At 67.0% G+C, this 18,583-nt stretch carries 11 protein-coding genes; 6 read left to right on the forward strand and 5 right to left on the reverse strand.

Translation table 11 applies throughout. From position 1 onward, the window contains the following. Nucleotides 1-2: 2 nt before the first annotated feature. Nucleotides 3-4,904, reverse strand: a complete 4,902-nt coding sequence (locus tag G7Z99_RS15800) for an alpha-2-macroglobulin family protein (protein ID WP_181095394.1) — start codon at nucleotides 4,902-4,904, stop codon at nucleotides 3-5. Between the two features lie 156 nt (nucleotides 4,905-5,060). On the opposite strand from G7Z99_RS15800, the gene G7Z99_RS15805 reads away from it, so the two are divergent. Further along, nucleotides 5,061-6,398 carry an MATE family efflux transporter gene (locus tag G7Z99_RS15805; protein ID WP_181095396.1) on the forward strand — a complete coding sequence of 446 codons (1,338 nt, stop codon included), beginning with the start codon at nucleotides 5,061-5,063 and terminating at the stop codon, nucleotides 6,396-6,398. A gap of 542 nt (nucleotides 6,399-6,940) precedes the next feature. On the opposite strand, the gene speA is transcribed toward G7Z99_RS15805, so the two are convergent. The 4 genes from speA to G7Z99_RS15825 form a co-directional block, all read right to left on the reverse strand. Beyond that, nucleotides 6,941-8,854 carry an arginine decarboxylase gene (gene speA, locus G7Z99_RS15810; protein ID WP_060395053.1) on the reverse strand — a complete coding sequence of 638 codons (1,914 nt, stop codon included), beginning with the start codon at nucleotides 8,852-8,854 and terminating at the stop codon, nucleotides 6,941-6,943. Nucleotides 8,855-9,005: 151 nt separating this feature from the next. Beyond that, nucleotides 9,006-9,377 (reverse strand): translation initiation factor Sui1, encoded by a 372-nt coding sequence (locus G7Z99_RS15815; RefSeq protein WP_181095398.1) that lies wholly within the window; start codon nucleotides 9,375-9,377, stop codon nucleotides 9,006-9,008. A 189-nt stretch (nucleotides 9,378-9,566) separates the two neighbouring features. Continuing rightward, complete coding sequence (locus G7Z99_RS15820) at nucleotides 9,567-10,103, reverse strand: NUDIX hydrolase (protein WP_181095400.1); 537 nt, start codon at nucleotides 10,101-10,103, stop codon at nucleotides 9,567-9,569. Then, on the reverse strand, nucleotides 10,103-11,170 hold the full coding sequence (locus G7Z99_RS15825) for a DUF2333 family protein (protein WP_181095402.1): 1,068 nt from the start codon (nucleotides 11,168-11,170) through the stop codon (nucleotides 10,103-10,105). Before G7Z99_RS15825 ends, G7Z99_RS15820 begins: the two co-directional genes overlap by 1 nt. Nucleotides 11,171-11,471: 301 nt before the next feature. On the opposite strand from G7Z99_RS15825, the gene G7Z99_RS15830 reads away from it, so the two are divergent. The 5 genes from G7Z99_RS15830 to accC all read left to right on the forward strand — a co-directional run bounded on the left by G7Z99_RS15830 (nucleotide 11,472) and on the right by accC (nucleotide 18,078). Then, nucleotides 11,472-13,430 (forward strand): methyl-accepting chemotaxis protein, encoded by a 1,959-nt coding sequence (locus G7Z99_RS15830; protein ID WP_181095404.1) that lies wholly within the window; start codon nucleotides 11,472-11,474, stop codon nucleotides 13,428-13,430. A 312-nt stretch (nucleotides 13,431-13,742) separates the two neighbouring features. Beyond that, nucleotides 13,743-15,527, forward strand: a complete 1,785-nt coding sequence (locus G7Z99_RS15835) for a protein-disulfide reductase DsbD (protein ID WP_181095406.1) — start codon at nucleotides 13,743-13,745, stop codon at nucleotides 15,525-15,527. Between the two features lie 176 nt (nucleotides 15,528-15,703). Further along, a complete protein-coding gene (aroQ, locus tag G7Z99_RS15840) occupies nucleotides 15,704-16,156 on the forward strand; it encodes a type II 3-dehydroquinate dehydratase (RefSeq protein WP_181095407.1) in 453 nt (150 codons plus the stop codon). A gap of 96 nt (nucleotides 16,157-16,252) precedes the next feature. Then, complete coding sequence (gene accB / locus G7Z99_RS15845) at nucleotides 16,253-16,714, forward strand: acetyl-CoA carboxylase biotin carboxyl carrier protein (protein WP_181095409.1); 462 nt, start codon at nucleotides 16,253-16,255, stop codon at nucleotides 16,712-16,714. Nucleotides 16,715-16,731: 17 nt separating this feature from the next. Beyond that, the gene (gene accC / locus G7Z99_RS15850) at nucleotides 16,732-18,078 is read left to right on the forward strand and encodes an acetyl-CoA carboxylase biotin carboxylase subunit (protein ID WP_181095411.1); all 1,347 of its coding nucleotides are present in this window, start codon (nucleotides 16,732-16,734) and stop codon (nucleotides 18,076-18,078) included. Nucleotides 18,079-18,583: the final 505 nt, after the last annotated feature.

Raw genomic sequence — 18,583 nt, forward strand, 5'->3', positions numbered from 1 at the left:
CGTTACCGCCCCTTGATCACCATCGGTGCCTGAGAGGCGCCGACCGCTTGCAGGTTCGGCCGGTACATCGACTCGACCTGCGGCGGCGGCACCTGATAGCTGCCCGGCGTGACCGCACGTGCCAGGTACAGCAGGTGCGAGGTCTGCTGGGCCTCGAGCTTAAGCGCTGCCACGTAGCGGTCGTCGCGGAACTCCTGGTGCACCAGGTTGGCGTTCTGCATCCCGTCGCGCCACTCACGCACTGTGCCGCTGGCATTGTCCAGGCTGGCCGAACTCTGCGCCAGGTTCTGGTTCTCCAGCTCCAGGCCCGCAGGCAGCAGGTCGACCACCAGGGCATCCGGCACCTGCGTGGCGGCCTTGACCGCCAGGTGGACCAATACCAGATCACCGCTGCGCACGTTGCGCAGGTCCAGCGGCTGGCCGTTCAGGCCCAGGTAGTCGCGCTGGATCTGCAGGCCATGGCTGCTGGCCGGTGGCGCCTGGCGCGGGTAACCGGACAGGGTCAACTGCTGGTAGAGGGTCTGATCGCTGTCATTGTGCAGGCTCAACGGGGCGGCCAGTTGCGAGCCTTCCAGGGTCAGCCCGGACGCCGCAGACGTCAGCTCGCGGACCTCGTCGCCGGTTTCCAGGCGCGCCTGCCAGTCGCTTTCGGGCTTGCCGAGCAATTGGCGACCGGCCAGGAACAGCGCGTTGCGCTCCTGGGTCGACAGCCAGGCATTGGCAGCCAGTGCGTCGGACAGCGCGAACAGCCGCTGCTCGACCTGATCGCTGGCCAGCTTGTCTTCCTGCAGCAGCGCCAGGATCAGCGCCTGGTCCCGCACTTCGCTGCCATAGTCGGCCATCCAGTCCTTGCCACGCTTGACGTTCAGGCCGGCATGCAGGGCTTGCTGGGCGCGCGGCTTGTCGCCCATGGCGTCCAGCGCGACCGCCAGTTGCACCAGCGGCAAGCCGGAGCGCGCATCGGCGCGCCGCTCGAACAGGCTGCGCAGGGCACCCAGCGGCGCCTGCTGACTGCGGGCCAGCACCAGCCCGGCATACGCCTGCACGGCGAAGCGGGTGTGATCGATGTTCTCGCTGTAGTCGGCCTCGATCAGGTTGCGCTCCTGCACGTAGCGCAGCAGGCGCTCGCTGGCCTTCTTCAAGGCCTCGGCCGGGACGCCGTAGCCCTGGTCGCGCGCGCGCAGCAGGAAGTCGGTCACATAGGCGGTCAGCCAGTACTCTTCATCGCTGTCGGCGCTCCACAGGCCGAAGCTGCCGTTGTAGCGCTGCATGCCCAGCAGGTGCTCGATGCCCATCTCGATCTTGCGTTTGCGCACCTCGGCCGGCTCGCCCTTGATGCCCAGCCGCTGCAGACTCTGCGGGTCGGCATAAAGCGACGGGTACAGGCCGCTGACGGTCTGTTCCAGGCAGCCATAGGGGTAGGCTTCGAGCGCGCGGATCTGCTCGGCCAGGTTCAAGGGTGGGCGGCTGGACAGCGCCAGGCTGGCTTGCAGGCCGGCCGGTTCGAAAGCTTCCAGCTCGCCGGGCGGCAAGGTCCAGGACTGATCCTTGAGCGCCACCCGGTAGTGCTTGAGCGTGGCGGGATAGGCCGGGCGCACGCCCAGCGTCCAGTGCCGCTCGAAGGTGCCGAACGACTCGCCCGGCAGCGTCAGGCCGTCGATGCGCACACGCACCGTGCCCTGGCCCAGGCCGCCCTGGGCATGCACCGGGATCATCAGCGTGGTGCGCTGGCCTTTCTCCAGGGTCAGCGAGCGTTGCGCGGCGCCGTCCAGCGCCAGTTGGCCTTCGGCGTCGAGCTGCACGCTGAGCTGCTGGGCCTGGCCGGACTGGTTGGCCAGGTCCAGGGCCAGCTGGGTCTGATCGCCACTGGCCATGAAGCGAGGTGCCGACAGCTCGGCGATCAGGGGCGCGGCGACCACGGTGCTGGCTTCGGCGACGCCGAACTGCTCGTCGCTCCAGGCTTGCGCCATCAGCCGCAGCTCGCCGTTGAAGTCCGGGATGTCCAGCGAGACCTGGCCTTCCCCCTGCTCGTTCAAGGTCACGGGCAGGCTTTGCAGGGCGACGATGTTGACGGTGGTGTTGGGCCGCTTGCCGCCCTTGGCCATGGCCGCATCGCCACCGAACGCCAGGCTGGCCAGACGACCCTGGCCGGCTTCGATCAGTTGGCCATAGATGTCCAGCTGGTCGGCCCCGTAGGCCTTGCGCCCGAACAGGCCGGTGAAGGGGTCCGGAGTCTTGAACTCGGTGATGTTGAGAATGCCGACGTCAACGGCCGCCAGCAGCACGTGCACCTGCTTGGGCAGCGTGCCCTCGGTCGTGCTGGCCTTGAGCTTGACGGTCAGCGGCTGCTTCGGGCGCATCTGCTGCGGCGCCTGGAGGGTCAGGTCGAGCTTGCGCTGCGACCGCGCCAGCGGCAGGTGCAGGATGCCCACGGCACGCTTGGGCGTGGCGTTGGCCTTGCGCTCGCCGGGCCGGATCACCAGCGCGCTGACGTAAAGGTCGTGCCGGGCCCAGCTCGGGTCCAGGCGCACGTCGAAGGTCTTGCCTTCGGCGGGGACGTCGATCTGCTCCCACCACAGGGGGCCGTCGCTGGACTCGACCATCAGGTAGCCACTGCCGGCCGCGGGCGGCGTGACGGTGACCTTGGCGGTCGCGCCATCGGCATACGCCGGGCGATCCAGCGCCAGCTTGACCTGATCCGGCCGCACGGCGCCGCCTTCGGCATTGTCCTGGGCACGGTAGCCGGCCCAGAACCGTTCGCTGGTCACCAGGCCGGTGTCCGGGTCTTCGACCTCGATGCGGTAAGGGCCCCACTCGACCTGGAAATCGACCTTGGCAGTGGCGCCGGCCGCCAGGTTGACGGTCTGCTCGCCTTCGTCGAGGAATTTCTCGTTGTAGGCGTAGCTCCAGCCGTCGCTCTGCGAGTAGTTCCAGTAGTAGTCACGGCGCTCGCGGATCAGCCGGACCTTGAGGCCCTCGGCGGCCAGCTTGTGCCCGTCACGGTCGGCCACCAGCACCTCGAAGCTGACCGGCGCATCGCTGTCGGTTTCCTCGCCGTCGAACAGCGCACGGACCCCTGGCAGCCGCTCGGCAGGCCAGATCGGCTGTTCCAGGCGCCGGGTGATGGGACGGCCGCCCGACTCCTGCAGGCTCGCCTGCACGGTCAGCTGCAATGGCGAACGTGCCTCGGCCCAGCGGCTTTCGATGGCCAGGGTGGTCTTGCCGGCCTGGTCGAGGGTGACCTCGTCGAGTTCCAGGTCCTGGCTGAGTTCGCTTTCGGTGACCGACCCGAACTGGTAGCCCGGCAGCGCCTTGACCGCTTCGCGCAAGGGCCGCAGGTACGCCTGGCCGCTGAGCCGGTTGCCGGCGGCCGGTGCGCCATAGAGGTAACGCCCTTCGACACGGACCTTGGCAGTCTGCTCGGGGCTGATCGGGCGCTCGCTGCCCTTGAGGTTCAGTGCCAGGCGCTCGGGCAGGAAGTCCTCGACCAGGAACTCGTGCACCTGCTTGCGCCCGCCGCCCAGGTCGAACAGCAGTTGCCAGCGCCCGGTCGGCGCCTCGTCGGCCAGTTGCAGCTGGTACTGGTACAGCCCGCTGTCGCCGGCCTCCCAGACGAACTTGCGGCTGACCTGCTCGTCGGGACGGCGCACCTCGACGCTGACTGGCTGGGCCTTGACCGGTTTGCCGTCCTGGTCGCGCAGCAGGCCGTTGAGCAGCACCGTCTCGCCCGGGCGATACAGGTCGCGCGGGCCGAACACGAAGAACTGCAGCGGGTTGGACGGTGGCCCGGCGATGTCGAATTCGGCCAGGTCCAGGGCGGCGCTGTCCAGACGCAACAACGTGGTCTCGCTGCCCTGGGTGGCAATCAGCGTGTTGGCCTTGGCCGTGATCGGCAACTGCGCATGGCCGTCACCGTCGGTCTTGGCCTGGGCCAGCAGCTTGCCCTTGTCGTCGCGCACTTCGAGGTCGACGCCACCGAGCGTCTTGCCACCCTCCAGGGCCTGGGCGAACACGTCCAGGCGGTCGCGGTAGCGGTGCGCCGACAGGCCGATGTCACTGAGGGTGAACAGCGTCGCCGGTTGCGAGTAGTCGTAGGTGCCGGCCGCGCGCATCACCGCCAGGTAGACGCCCGGCGCCTGCAGCGGCTTGATCCCGGCGATGGGCAGCAGCACGGTGTCGCGGGTGTTGCGCGGCGAATCGAGGTCGAAGCGGCCGCTGTAGACCAGCTCGGCCAGGTCCAGCAGCTCCTTGGACTGGTAGTACTCCAGGCTGCTGTTGCGCCCCCAGTTGACCAGGAAGGTCGACAACGTCTCGGGTTTGACGCGGAAGAACTCGACGTCCACCTTGTTCACGTTCAAGGCGATCACCGGCAGCCCTTCGGCCAACCGCGTCGGCAGCAGCGAGCCACGGCTGGCGAAGCCGACGGTCGGCTGCATGTCGCGGGTCTCCAGGCGCGTCACCGATTCCTCGGCCAGGCGCTTGCCGGTCACCGCCAGCAGGCCCGGCTCGACGGTCAGCACCAGCTTGCGCTGGGGCTCGAGGTGCCGCAGACGCAGCTCCATCTGGTTGTCCGACAGCTCCCAGGCGCCGTCGACCTTGCCCTTGACCGTATCGACCAGGTGAACCTTGGCGGCGAAGTCCTGGTTGGCATCCAGCGGGGCCGAGAAACTGATCGACAGGGCCGCTGCGCCTTCGAGCTGGATTTCCGAGGCGTCCGCCACGGTCAGCTCGCGATCGGCGTAACGCTTGGCCAGTACCGCCGGGTCCTGGCGCACGGGCGCCTTGGCCTGGGTAGGCGCGGTGGCTTGGGTGGTCGGCGCCGCCGGCGGCGCGCTCGAGGAACCACTGTCGCAGGCGGTCAGCAACGCCAGCGCACAGGCCAGCAACAATCCTTTGTCCAACATGGAGGGCAACTCTTAGGCAGGGAGGTCGTGAGGGCTGCAATCATAACGCACCTGCCGGCCCGCGTAGCGCTCGACTTTCGCCCTAGAGGCAGACGGCAGGCCGCATGCCCTGACGGCTGGCGACCGGTATACTGGCCCCTTGTCACAGGAGCCTGCATGTCCGTCCTATCCCACGACTGGCGCCATCGACGCACCCATCGTCAGGTCTGGGCCCTGGCTGCGCCCATGGTCCTTTCCAACATCTCGGTGCCCTTGGTGGCCCTGGTCGACAGCACGGTGGTCGGGCACTTGCCGCATGCCCATCAGTTGGGCGCCGTAGCCGTCGGTGCGACCCTGTTCACCTTCATGATCGGCCTGATGACCTTCCTGCGCATGGGCGCCACCGGGTTCGCCGCCCAGGCAGCCGGGCGGGCCGATGGCGACGGGCTGCGCCAGGTGCTGGCCCAGGGTCTGCTGCTGGCGCTCGTGTTCGCCGTGTTGCTCGGTGGGCTGGCCCTGCCCTTCAGCCGTCTGGCCTTGCAGGTGATGCAACCGAGCGCGGCCCTGGGCGAGGCCACCGAGGCGTTCTTTCACATCCGCCTGCTGGGCCTGCCGGCCGCGCTCGCCACCTATGCTCTGGTGGGCTGGTTCCTCGGCACGCAGAACGCCCGCGCGCCGTTGGCCATCCTGCTGACCACCAACGCCCTGAACATCGTGCTCAACCTGTGGTTCGTCCTGGGCCTGGACTGGGGCGTGCAGGGCTCGGCACGGGCCTCGGTGATCGCCGAGTGGAGCGCGGCACTGCTGGGGCTGGCCCTGACACGGCCCGCCCTGCGCACCTACCCGGGGCGCCTGGTCTGGGCCAGACTGAAGCGCTGGTCGGCCTGGCGCCCGCTACTCAGCGTGAACCGCGACATCTTCGTGCGCAGCCTGGCCTTGCAGGGTGTGTTCCTGCTGATCGCCCTGCAGGGTGCGCGCCTGGGCGAAGCGACGGTCGCGGCCAATGCCCTGCTGCTCAATGGCCTGATGCTCACCGCCTATGCCCTGGACGGGTTGGCCCATGCCGTCGAGGCGCTGTGCGGCCATGCCATCGGCGCCCGCGATCACGCAGCGCTGCGCCGTGCCCTGGTGGTGGCCTGTGGGTGGTCGCTGATCGTCAGCCTGGGGTTCGCGGCGGTCTTTCTGCTGGCCGGCCCTTTGTTCATCGACCTGCAGACCGACATCGCCGTGGTACGCGACGCGGCCTACCCCTTCCTGCCCTATCTGGCCGTGCTGCCCCTGGTGGCCGTGTGGAGCTACCTGCTGGACGGGCTGTTCATCGGCGCGACCCGCGCGCGGGACATGCGCAACGCCATGCTCTTCAGCGTGGTGCTGATGCTACCGGTGGCCTGGGGGCTGAGTAGGTTCGGCAACCACGGGTTGTGGTGGGCGTTCCTGGGGTTCATGGCGCTGCGGGCGCTGAGCCTGGGGTGGCTGGGCTGGCGGCTGGCGCGGCGTGGGGCGTGGGTGGGGTAACGTGAGGCAAGGCCCTCATGGCTGATTCCGTGGGCCTGCAAAGCCCCGTCGCAGCCGGTGCGGACCTGTGGGGGCAGGCTTGCCCGCGATGGCGGCCGATCCGTCACCGCCTGCATCGCGGGCAAGCCCGCTCTCATAGAACATGAAATATCTTGTTGATTTTAAATGAAGTAATTACAGAGCTTTGTGGGCCCTGCGGGCCCAATCGCGGCACAGGGGCCGCACATGAGACCGCGATTGCCTGTACCACTGCGGCGGGTGTAGGAGCGGCCCCAGTGCCGCGATGGACCGCAAAGCGGTCCCAGAAATCGATCAGCGACACAGTATCTGAGCACTGCCAGCTATCGCCATGTTCTCTGCGCGACAGCGCGGCGCCAAGGCGGCGGGCGGACTCCCACAGGGAGGGTGTTGGTCTCAGAGCGGCGTTGCAAGCCCGCGCAGTACCACCCACTTGCTACCCATGAAAAACCGCAGCTCAAGGCTGCGGTCCGAAGGGCATCGCGGTCACGGGGCGGGCCGGGCGAACGGCCCGCCCTGCTCTGTCAGGACGACAGGTAGGACGATCGCGTCAGCCCCAGCCGCAACGCGTCCAGGTACTGCGTCCGCTCGCGCGCGGTGATCCGTGCGCTGGCGACCTTGTCGCGGTAATGGGTCATCAGCTCTTCCGGCGACAGGTGCACGTAGCGCAGCATGTCCTCGATGGTGTCGTGGGTCTCGATACCGGCGTGGTAGACGCTGCCGTCGGCACGCTGGTAGATGTTCACCGAGTCGGTATCGCCGAACAGGTTGTGCATGTCGCCGAGAATCTCCTGATAGGCGCCTACCAGGAAGATGCCCAGCAGGTAGTCCTCGCCTTCACGCACGGCATGCACCGGCAGGCTGGTCTCGATGCTCTGCTCGTCGACGTACTGGTTGATCTTGCCGTCGGAGTCGCAGGTCAAATCCTGCAGCACCGCGCGGCGCAGCGGCTCTTCGTCCAGCCGGTGCAGCGGCAGGATCGGCAGTACCTGGCCGATCGCCCAGGTGTCGGGCAGGCTCTGGAACACCGAGAAGTTGCAGATGTACTTGTCGGCCAGCTTGTCGTTGAGCTCGTCGAGCACCTGGCGGTGGGAGCGCTGGCGCGCCTTCAGCGAGTTGTACAGCCGCCGGCAGACGGCGTAGTAGCACTGCTCGGCCAGGGCCTTCTCGGCCAGCGTGACCTTGCCGTCGGCATACTGAGCGGCCACGTCGCCGATGTAGTGCGTCGCGCGCCAGTAGGTTTCGGTGACCATCTCGATGTCGGTCGGCCCCAGCAGGTCCACCAGCCACTGCACGGTTTCCGGCAGGCTGTCGCGGTTCTCGATCAGCGGCATCTCGTCGTTGTGGCGCTCGACGTCGGTGACCTGCACCACCAGCATGGCGTGGTGCGCGGTGAGCGCCCGGCCGCTTTCGGAGAAGATGTGCGGGTGCGGCAGGCCCTGCGCGTCGCAGAATTCCTTGAGCATGCCCACAACCACGGCCGCGTATTCGTCGATGTCGTAGTTGATCGAGCTGGCGTTGCGCGAATGGGTGCCGTCGTAGTCCACGCCCAGGCCGCCGCCCACGTCGATATGGTCCACCGGCAGGCCCAGGGCACGCAGCTCGCCGTAATAGCGGATGGCCTCCTTGAACCCGTGCTGGTAGTCGGCCAGGTTGGCGATCTGCGACCCCATGTGGAAGTGCAGCAGGCGCACGCCCTGATCCAGCCCGGCATCGCGGAAGCGTTGCACCACCGACAGCAGCTGCGCCGCCGACAGGCCGAACTTGGACTTCTCGCCCCCGGTGTCGGCCCACTTGCTCGAGGCCAGCGACGAGAGGCGCACGCGCAGGCCGACCTGCGGCTTGACCTTGAGGTCGTTGGCCTCGTCGATCACCAGGGCGACTTCGGACTCTTTCTCGATGACGATGAACACGTTGTGACCGAGCTTCTGCCCCATCAGCGCCAGGCGGATGAACTCACGGTCCTTGTAGCCGTTGCAGACGATGGTGCCACCCTTCGGCGCCAGTGCCAGCACCGCCAGCAACTCCGGCTTGGAGCCGGCTTCCAGGCCGATGGAGACGTTCTCGGTGGCGATGATGTTCTCGACCACCGCTTCCTGCTGGTTGACCTTGATCGGGTACAGCGCCGTGTACTGGCTCTGGTACTCGAGCCGCGCGATGTTGGCGTCGAAGGCGCCGGTCAGCTGGCGCACCCGGTCCTGCAGGATATCGGGGAACCGCACCAGCAACGGCAACGAGAGGCCGCTTGAACGCAGCTGTTCGACCTGCTCGTACAGGTCGATCGGCGAGCTGTCCGGGCCATTGGGACGCACTTCGACACGCCCGGCCTCGTTGATCGCGAAATAACCGGCGCCCCAGTGACGGATGCCATAGACACTGCGGCTGTCGCCCACGGTCCATTGGCTGCCATCGTCTTTGCGTGTGCGTCGTACGGACATTCAAGTCCCCTATAAGAAAGTCGAAGACACGGCAGGCGAAACCCTCGGCCCACCGTGCAGAAACTGAAAATGACGAGTTCCCGTGTCAGGGGTAGACCCTGCCCACCGGAGCGAGTTTAGAACCTGCCTGGCAAAAAACCTGTGACAGCGCTCAGCCGCCGGACTTCTTGGCCTTGAACCCTTGGCGGATCAATTCGGCCAGCAGCAGCTCGACATGATCGCCCTGGATCTCGATCACGCCGTCTTTCAGCGCGCCACCGGTCCCGCAGCGACGCTTGAGCGTGGCGGCCAGGTCCTTGAGCTGGTCGAGCGGCAACGGCACGCCGCTGACCGAGGTGACGGTCTTGCCGCCACGCCCCTTGGTTTCACGGCGTACCCGGGCGATACCGTCGCCCTCGGGGATCACCGCCTGGCCACAGATGCAGGCATCAAGGGGCTTGGCGCAGGTCGGGCAATGTCGCCCGGCGTCGGTGGAATACACCAGACCGCCCAGGGCGGCGAAGGATGAGGCTTTCTTGGCCACTTTTGTGCCTCTTGCTGAGGACAAAAAATGATCGACCCCTGGCACCAGGATCGACCGCGATGCCCCACTCTGGCAGGGGCGGCGCTACCGTCGCATGCAGTGCGTCGGCCCGAAAAGGTCGCGCAGTGTACCCAGATTGCACGCGCTTGCTAAGCCGGGAATGCGCCATTTCCTGAAGCTGTCGCGACGTCAGCCACGCCGGTCCAGCACGTGCTGCAGCGCGACCAGCGAATCGGGGCAGTAGGGTTGCCAGCGGCAGTCGGTCTCGACCTGCGCCAGGCTGAGAAAGCGTGCTTCGCTGACCTCCTCGGGCTGCAGCTGCAGCGGGCCGTCCCAGGTCGCCGAATACACCGCGCACCAGACCCGGTTGCCGGGCTGGTCGAAGAAGAACGTGTCGTGAAAGTGCAGCGCGACGCCACTCACACCCAGCTCTTCGCGCAGTTCCCGTGCGGCGGATTCGTCGTAGCTTTCTCCGGCCGCGACCATGCCGCCGGCGGCCACGTCCCAGTAGCCTGGGTAGATCGCCTTGCTCAACGTGCGCCGGTGCACGCACAGCTCGCCGGCGCGGTTGAACAACAGGATGAAGGTGCAGCGACCGATCAGCCCGCGGGCGCGCAGCTCGGCACGTGGCAGGCTGCCGAGCGGTTGATCGTGCTCGTCGACCCAGGCGATGGGCTCGGCATCGGAGGCCGCACGGTGTGCGGCCTCGCGGGCAGAGGGCGTCATCAGCCCTGGGACAGCAACTGACGCAGGTCGATGACCGCAGCGTTGGCACGCGAGATGTAGTTGGCCATGACCAGCGAGTGGTTGGCCCACATGCCGAAGCCGCTGCCGTTGAGCACCATCGGGCTCCACAGCTGCTCCTGGGAGGCCTCCAGCTCACGGATGATCTGACGCACGCTCACGGTGGCGTTCTTCTTGGCCAGCACGTCGGCGAAATCGACCTCGATGGCGCGCAGCAGGTGCGACAGGGCCCAGGCCTGGCCGCGGGCTTCGTAGAACACGTTGTCGATCTGCAACCACGGCGTCTCGACCACTTCTTCGTCGAGCTGTGGCGCCTGACCGGCGACCACGGCTTCGGTCTTCAGGTTGCTGTTGAGCTTGACCCGGCCAACGCTCGCCGACAGGCGCTGGGACAGCGAACCCAGACGCGTGGCGACATCGCCCAGCCAGTTGTTCAGGTTGTCGGCGCGGGTGTAGAAGATCGCGCCCTTGTCGCCCGAGGCCAGGCGCGCCTGGTAGCGGCTCAGCGACTGGATGCCCTCGCGGTATTCGGATTCGCTCGACGGCAGGATCCAGCTCTTCTGGTCGAAGTTGAAGCGCGGTTCGGCACGGGCCAGGTCGGCGTCTTCGGTGGACTGCGACTGCGAACGGGCGAAGTCCTTGCGCAGTGCCCGGGACAGGTCACGGACCTGGACCAGCACACCGTATTCCCAGCTCGGCATGTTGTCCATCCACAGCCCTGGCGGGAACCGGTCGTTGCTGATGTAGCCGCCCGGCTTGGTCAGCAGCGTGTCGGCCACGGTCTTGAGGGTTTCGATGGTGGTGTAGCCCACGACCATCTGCTGGTTGTTGCGCTGGGCGGCCGACTGGGCGTTCTGCTGCACCGGGAACAGCTCCGGTTCCTGACTCCAGTACCAGCTAAGGCCAATGCACACCAGCAGGTAGAGACCGATCAGGATGGCCAGCGCCTTGCCCCACAAGCCGCCGAGGTAGGTACGGGTGGCGGTGCCTCGGGTGTTCACGCGCTCGCGCGGCTCGGCTTGGCCCTTTCGGTTTTTCCAGTCCAGCATGGCAGTGTCCTTTTTAGTCACGACGATTCAGGGGCTTGGACCACGTGCACCGGCCAGGGTGCCACGGCAAGCATCGCTGAACTATAAAGCAAGCGTGCCCAGGAAGATAAGCGGCAAGGGCCCGGCAGGCGGGTGGGTCGCTGTCGCATCGGGCGGCGTCGCTTCCACGAATCGCCACACCCGGACACGCGCCACCGCCTGAAGGCCAATGGCCACTTCTTTTGCGTGTCTCGTCATCACAGCGTCACAGAAACGCCCTAGGTTCAGCGGCCTATCGTTGACTCCAGAGGCAGAGACGGCAATGCGCCTGAAATGGCTGACCAACCTCAATACCACGCTGCTGGTGGCCGTCTGCCTGGCCTTGGCCGCCACCTTGTGGTGGTCGCAGCGCGCCCTGGAACAGCCTTACCAGTGGATGGAGCGCTACCTGGCGCTGTCCCAGCACTTCCAGAACCAGGTCGCCCGGGGCATCGAGGGCTACCAGCGTACGGGCGACGCGGTGCGTCACGCCGCCGCCATGGAGGCCATCGAGCAGGCCTCGGCCAGCCTGGACGACTGGCCCGCGTCATTGACCGGCCACGTGCGGCCAAGCCTCGAGGCACTGCACGGCTTCATGGGCGGCGAACTGCTGGCGGCCGGCAAGCTGGCCGGCGACCCGCAGGCCTTGCTGCTGCAAGCCGAGCGCGAACTGGGCGCCACGCTGGAACAACTGATGCGCTACGCACGCGACGGCGGCCCAGCCGGTGAGGCGTATCGCCCGCCGTTGCTCGAAGCGACCTTGCACCTGGGCCGTCTTTCACTGGCCCGGGACAAGCTGGTCAGCAGCGGCCATGCCGAACTGACCGAGGACGTGCTGCGCGAAGTGGCGCTGATCCGGGCACAGGCCGAGGTGCTCGACGGGCTGCCACTGCTGGGCGTGACCCGCGACAGTGACTCCGGCGCCGATGACTTTGCCGCGCTGATGGGCCTGCAGAGCCAGGCGAACGCACAGCGCGAGGACGCGGCCGTGCCCTTGAAGCGCGAGCTGTCGAGCCTGCTCAACCGCTATCCGGCCGAACTGCAGCGCACCCGCCAGCAGATCGAGCAGCGCACGGCCCTGACGGCGCGCACCGCGCAACTCATCGACAGCGTGCGCCTGGCCTTCGCGGCCCTGGAGCCGGAGGTTCGCGCCCAGCACGCGCGGATCCAGGGCGAAGTGCGGCTGCTTCAGGGCCTGATGATCGCCTTGATCCTGGGCATCGCCGTGCTGGTGGACACGCTTCAGCGACGCCTGGCCCGAGTGCTGACACGCCTGGCGCCTGCCCTGTCACGCTGGGCGGAAGGCGACTTCAGCCAACCGATCGGCCTGGGCAGGAGCCACCGCGAGCTGCAGGACATCCAGGGTTCGCTCAACCGCCTGCGCGATTACCTGCTCGACCTGGTCGGCACCTTGCGTCACCAGGCCGAGCAGGTGGCCAACAGCAGCCATGCTCTGGCCGGGGTGAGCAGCGCACTGCACGCCGGCGCCGAGCGCCAGGCCGGCGACACCGGGCAGATCCGCGATGCACTGGGCGCCCTGGAGGCGACCATCCAGCAGGTGGCCGGTGATGCCAGCGCCGCCGCCCAGGCCAGTGGCGATGCCGGCCAGGCCGTCGAGCAGGGCCAGGTGGTGATCGGCCAGAGCCTCGAAGGGCTGCGTTCGCTGGTCGATGAGGTGCAGGGCAATGCCCAGGCCATCGAGCAACTGGCCGACGAATCGGCGACCATCGGCAGCGTGCTCACGGTCATCCGCAGCATCGCCGAGCAGACCAACCTGCTGGCCCTCAACGCCGCCATCGAGGCGGCCCGTGCCGGTGACATGGGGCGCGGCTTCGCGGTGGTGGCCGACGAAGTCCGCTCGCTGGCCCAGCGCACCACGGGGGCGACGGGCGAGATCCAGGCACTGATCGACCGGTTGCAGGTGGCCGCGCAGCGGTCCGTGCAGGGCATGCGCGCCCAGCTCGCCCATGCCGAGACCACGGCCGGACAGGCCCAGGCGGCCGACCAGGCGCTGGCGCGAATCGTCGGTGCGATCGGCACCATCGCCGACACGGCGGTGCGCATCGCCGAGGTGACCGGGCAGCAGACCGGTGCAGTGAGCGAGATACGCGATCACAGCGAACGCATCCATCGGCTGGGGGAAGACAACCTGCAGCGCATCGGCGAAGGGCGCGAGCAGGGCGAGCATCTGCTGAGGCTGGGTGGGACGTTGAATACGGCAGTCTTGGCGTTCAAGGTGTGAGGCCGCCATCGCGGTGACGGGTTTTGCGGGCCCGATCGCGGCACTGGGGCCGCTCCCCCAGGGAACCGCGATGGCCTGCCTCATCGCAGTGTGACTACAGGTGAGCGGCCCCTGCCGGAGCGTCGGACTGGCCGCGAGTGGGCAGCGTTGCGCTCAGGTCGATCAGGTAGACACCGCCCTTCTGTGGGAGCCGGCTTGCCGGCGATGGCGTCGGCGGGGTCGATGCTGATCGTGAACCCCGCCCGGCCGCGATGCCCCTGGGGCCGTCAGACTCCGCTATCATGCCCGCACGTTCCACCGTGCGAGACCACCATGCGCCGCCTGTTCTTCCTGCTGCTCCTGTCGCTGGCCCTCCCCGTCTGCGCCGCGGGTCTGCTCGACAACCGCCCCAGTGCCACCTTGGGCGCCGCCGCCCAGAGCGGCGCGGACTTCCTCCCCGTGCGCGAGGCGTTCGCCCTCAGCCGGGTCGACAGCGATGACCCGGAGACCCTCAAGCTGCGCTTCGTCGCCGCCGAAGGGTACTACCTCTATCGCCACCGCCTGCAGTTCAAGACCGAGCCGGCGGACATTGCCCTGGGCGCCCCGCGCCTGCCGCCAGGCGAGGCCAAGCACGACGAGTTCTTCGGTGACGTCGAGGTCTACCATGGCGTGCTCGATGTCGAGATCCCGCGCCCGACCGACGAGACGCGTGCCTTCACCCTGCTGGTGACCTACCAAGGGTGCGCCGACAAGGGCCTGTGCTACCCGCCGGAAACCGAACGCCTGGCGATCGCCGGCACCGCAGGCGCCACGGTCACGCCCCCCACCCTGCCGGCCGAGGGCTGGAGCTGGCGTTCGCTGGCCCTGTTCTTCTTCGCCGGCCTCGGCCTGACCTTCACCCCGTGCGTCCTGCCAATGCTGCCGATCCTGTCCGGGGTGGTGCTGCGCGGGCAGAACGGCGGCCTGCGCGGCCTGAGCCTGTCGCTTGCGTTCGTGCTGCCGATGGCGGCCTGCTTCGCACTGCTCGGCGCGCTGATGGGGGTGTTCGGCGCCGGCCTCAACCTGCAGGCACGCTTGCAGTCGGCCTGGGTGCTGGTGCCCTTCGCGCTGTTCTTCGTGGTGTTCGCCCTGGCCATGTTCGGGGTCTTCGAGCTGCGCCTGCCGCGGCGCCTGAGCGATCGCCTGGACCAGATCGCCCACCGCACCCAGGGCGGCTCGCTGCTCGGTGCGGCGGTGCTGGGCGTGCTCTCCAGCCTGCTGGTGTCGCCCTGCGTCTCGGCCCCGCTGGCCGGCGCCCTGCTGTACATCAGTGCCAGCGGCGATGCGCTGGGCGGTGCACTGAAGCTCTTCGCCCTGGGCCTGGGCATGGGCGCCCCCCTGGTGCTGATCGCGGCCGGCGGCGCCGCCTGGCTGCCACGCAGCGGCCCCTGGCTGGGCACGGTGAAGAACGCCATCGGCGTGCTGCTGCTGGGTCTGGCCATCGGCCTGCTCAGCCGCGTGCTGCCTGGCCCGCTGACGCTGCTCGCCATCGGCCTGCTGGCAGCTGGCGTGGCGCTGTTTCTCGGCACCCTGGAATTCGGCAGCAAGACACCCGGCCAGCGCCTGGCGCAACTGGCCGGTCTCTGCCTGCTGTGTTACGCCCTGGCCTGCTGGTATGGGGCCTTGAGTGGGCAGAGCGATCCGCTACGCCCCCTGCCATCGGCTGCTCCGGCAGGTGTCTCGGCCAGCCCGGCGACCGCTGCCGAGGCCTGGCACACGGTCGAGACGCCCGAGGCGTTGACCGCCGCGCTCGCCGAAGCCAAGGCCCAAGGGCGACCCGTGGTGCTCGACTGGTACGCCGACTGGTGCATCAGCTGCAAGGTGATCGAGCGCGATGTGCTGACCGACACCGCCGTCAAACGCGGCTTGCAGGGCTTCATGCAGGTGCGGGTGGACATGACCCAAAGCACGGCCGCGCAGCGTGCGTTGCTCGACCGCTACCACCTGTTCGGGCCACCGGCTTTGCTGTTCTTTGCAGCGAACGGCAGCGAACTGACCACTGATCGGGTGATCGGCGAGATCGGTGCCGCCGAATTTGCTGCTCGTCTGCAGACCCTACGCACGCACCTTGGCCTGTAACCGCCCGTCCGGCAGGCCTTTTTCACCTGGAATGACCAAACCCGCGATTCCAGTCACATACTTTCCACGATTCTCGGACAACGTGCGGGCTATTGCCGGGAACTGGACAGTGGGTGCCGCTTGCGGCATAGTCGCCGCGCTACGGCGATTTGCCCTACACGATCAAGGAACTGCAGATGGCGACCTTTCTGGTGCTGCATGGCCCCAACCTGAATTTGCTCGGGACCCGTGAGCCCACGGTCTATGGTGCCACCACCCTGGCGCAGATCGACCAAGGCCTGGTGCACCAGGCGCGTGCCGCCGGTCACCATCTGCTGCACCTGCAAAGCAATGCCGAGTACGAACTCATCGAGCGCATCCATGCCGCGCGCGACGAGGGCGTCGACTTCATCCTGATCAATCCGGCTGCCTTCACCCACACCAGCGTCGCATTACGTGACGCGTTGCTGGCGGTGAGCATCCCATTCATCGAAGTGCACCTGTCGAACGTGCACAAACGTGAACCGTTCCGTCATCACTCCTACTTCTCCGACGTGGCGGTGGGCGTGATCTGCGGCCTTGGCGCCACCGGCTACCGCCTGGCGCTGGAGTCGGCGATGGAACACCTGGCTGCGCGCGTACAGCCCTGATGCCACACGACCCTGGCCTTGAAGGGCCCGGGTCTCGAGAAACGTCTTCGCTACGTTTTCAATTCAATCCCTGACCAACTTGGGAGCTGCTGCTCAATGGATATCCGTAAAGTCAAGAAACTGATCGAGCTGCTGGAAGAGTCTGGCATCGACGAGCTGGAGATCAAGGAAGGCGAAGAGTCCGTCCGTATCAGCCGTCACAGCAAGACCCCAGCCGGTCAGCAGTACTTTGCCGCCCCCGTCGCCGCACCGGCACCTGCCGCTGCACCAGCGCCTGTCGCTGCCGCCGCCGCCCCGGCCGCCGAAGCCGCCCCTGCCCTCAAAGGCACCGTGATTCGCTCGCCGATGGTCGGCACCTTCTACCGCAAGCCTTCGCCGACCTCGCCGAACTTCGCCGAAGTGGGCCAGACGCTGAAGAAAGGCGACACCCTGTGCATCGTCGAAGCCATGAAGATGATGAACCACATCGAAGCCGACATCGGCGGCGTCATCGACGCCATCCTGGTAGAAGACGGCCAGCCGGTTGAGTTCGACCAGCCGCTGTTCACCATCGTTTGAACCGCGGAGAGCCTCCGATGTTGGAAAAAGTTCTGATCGCCAACCGCGGCGAAATCGCCCTGCGGATCCTGCGCGCGTGCAAGGAGCTGGGCATCAAGACCGTCGCCGTCCACTCCACGGCCGACCGTGAGCTGATGCACCTGGGCCTGGCCGACGAGTCCGTCTGCATCGGCCCGGCGCCGTCCAAGGATTCCTATCTGCACATTCCGGCGATCATCGCCGCGGCCGAGGTGACCGGCGCGACCGCCATCCACCCAGGTTATGGCTTCCTCGCGGAAAACGCCGACTTCGCCGAGCAGGTCGAGAAATCCGGCTTCGCCTTCATCGGCCCGAAGGCGGACACCATCCGCCTGATGGGCGACAAGGTGTCGGCCAAGGACGCCATGATCAAGTCGGGCGTTCCGACCGTGCCGGGCTCCGACGGCCCGCTGCCGGAAGACGAAGAGGCCGCGCTGGCCATCGCCCGCGAAGTCGGCTACCCGGTGATCATCAAGGCCGCCGGTGGCGGTGGTGGTCGCGGCATGCGTGTGGTGCACAAGGAAGAGGACCTGATCTCCTCGGCCAAGCTGACCCGCAACGAAGCCGGCGCCGCGTTCGGCAACCCGATGGTCTACCTGGAGAAGTTCCTCACCAACCCACGTCACGTGGAAGTGCAGGTTCTGTCCGACGGCCAGGGCAACGCCGTTCACCTGGGCGACCGCGACTGCTCGTTGCAGCGCCGTCACCAGAAGGTCCTCGAAGAAGCGCCGGCCCCCGGCATCGACGAGAAGGCCCGCCAGGAAGTCTTCGCTCGTTGCGTGCAGGCCTGCATCGAGATCGGCTACCGTGGCGCGGGGACCTTCGAGTTCCTGTACGAGGACGGCAACTTCTACTTCATCGAGATGAACACCCGCGTGCAGGTGGAGCATCCGGTGTCGGAGATGGTCACCGGGATCGACATCGTCAAGGAGATGCTGAGCATCGCCGCTGGCAACACGCTGTCGTTCACCCAGGACGACGTGGTCATCCGCGGTCACGCGCTGGAGTGCCGGATCAACGCCGAAGACCCGCGCAAGTTCATCCCGAGCCCAGGCACCGTCAAGCACTTCCACGCGCCAGGCGGCAACGGCGTGCGGGTCGATTCGCACCTGTACAGCGGTTACACGGTTCCACCGAACTACGATTCGCTGATCGGCAAGCTGATCACCTACGGCAAGGACCGCGACGAAGCCATGGCACGCATGCGCAATGCCCTGGACGAGATCATCGTCGACGGCATCAAGACCAACGTCCCCCTGCACCGGGACCTGGTACGCGATGAAGCCTTCTGCAAGGGCGGCGTCAACATCCACTACCTCGAGCACAAACTGGCCGACCAGGCGTGATCGACAGGTAGGCCTCAGGGCACCTCGTCCCTGGGTCGTGCGGCTGTTCAACTGAGCAGCGCGCGTCCAGGCGAGGCGTTTCGAAAAAATCCGGTACCAGGCTCTGGTGCCGGATTTTTTTTGGCTGTCCAAACGTGAAGATTGGCCATGCCAAGACACCGATGTCACTACAGGTGATGGTGATCGCCTACGGGAACGATCGCATTCTACTGTCTCGATCCATGCCTGAACGCGCTGACGATGCGCGCTTGGCATCGGAGATCGTGGGCTTGCCCGCGATAGCGTCCGGACCGTCACCTCCTCTCATAGAACATAAAATAAATTTTTGATTTAAAAGTAAATAATTTCAGATTTTTGTGGGCCCTGCGGGCCCAATCGCGGCACAGGGGCCGCTCCCACAGGGGAATGCGATTGCCTGCGATGCCGTGGTGCGGCTACGGGAGCGGCCCCTGTGCCGCGATTGGGCCCACAGGGCCCACATCACACTTGGTAGAAACCATAGAAT

Origin of the sequence: Pseudomonas entomophila (assembly GCF_013523165.1) — a bacterium.
In the GTDB taxonomy this organism is placed as follows: domain Bacteria; phylum Pseudomonadota; class Gammaproteobacteria; order Pseudomonadales; family Pseudomonadaceae; genus Aquipseudomonas; species Aquipseudomonas entomophila_A.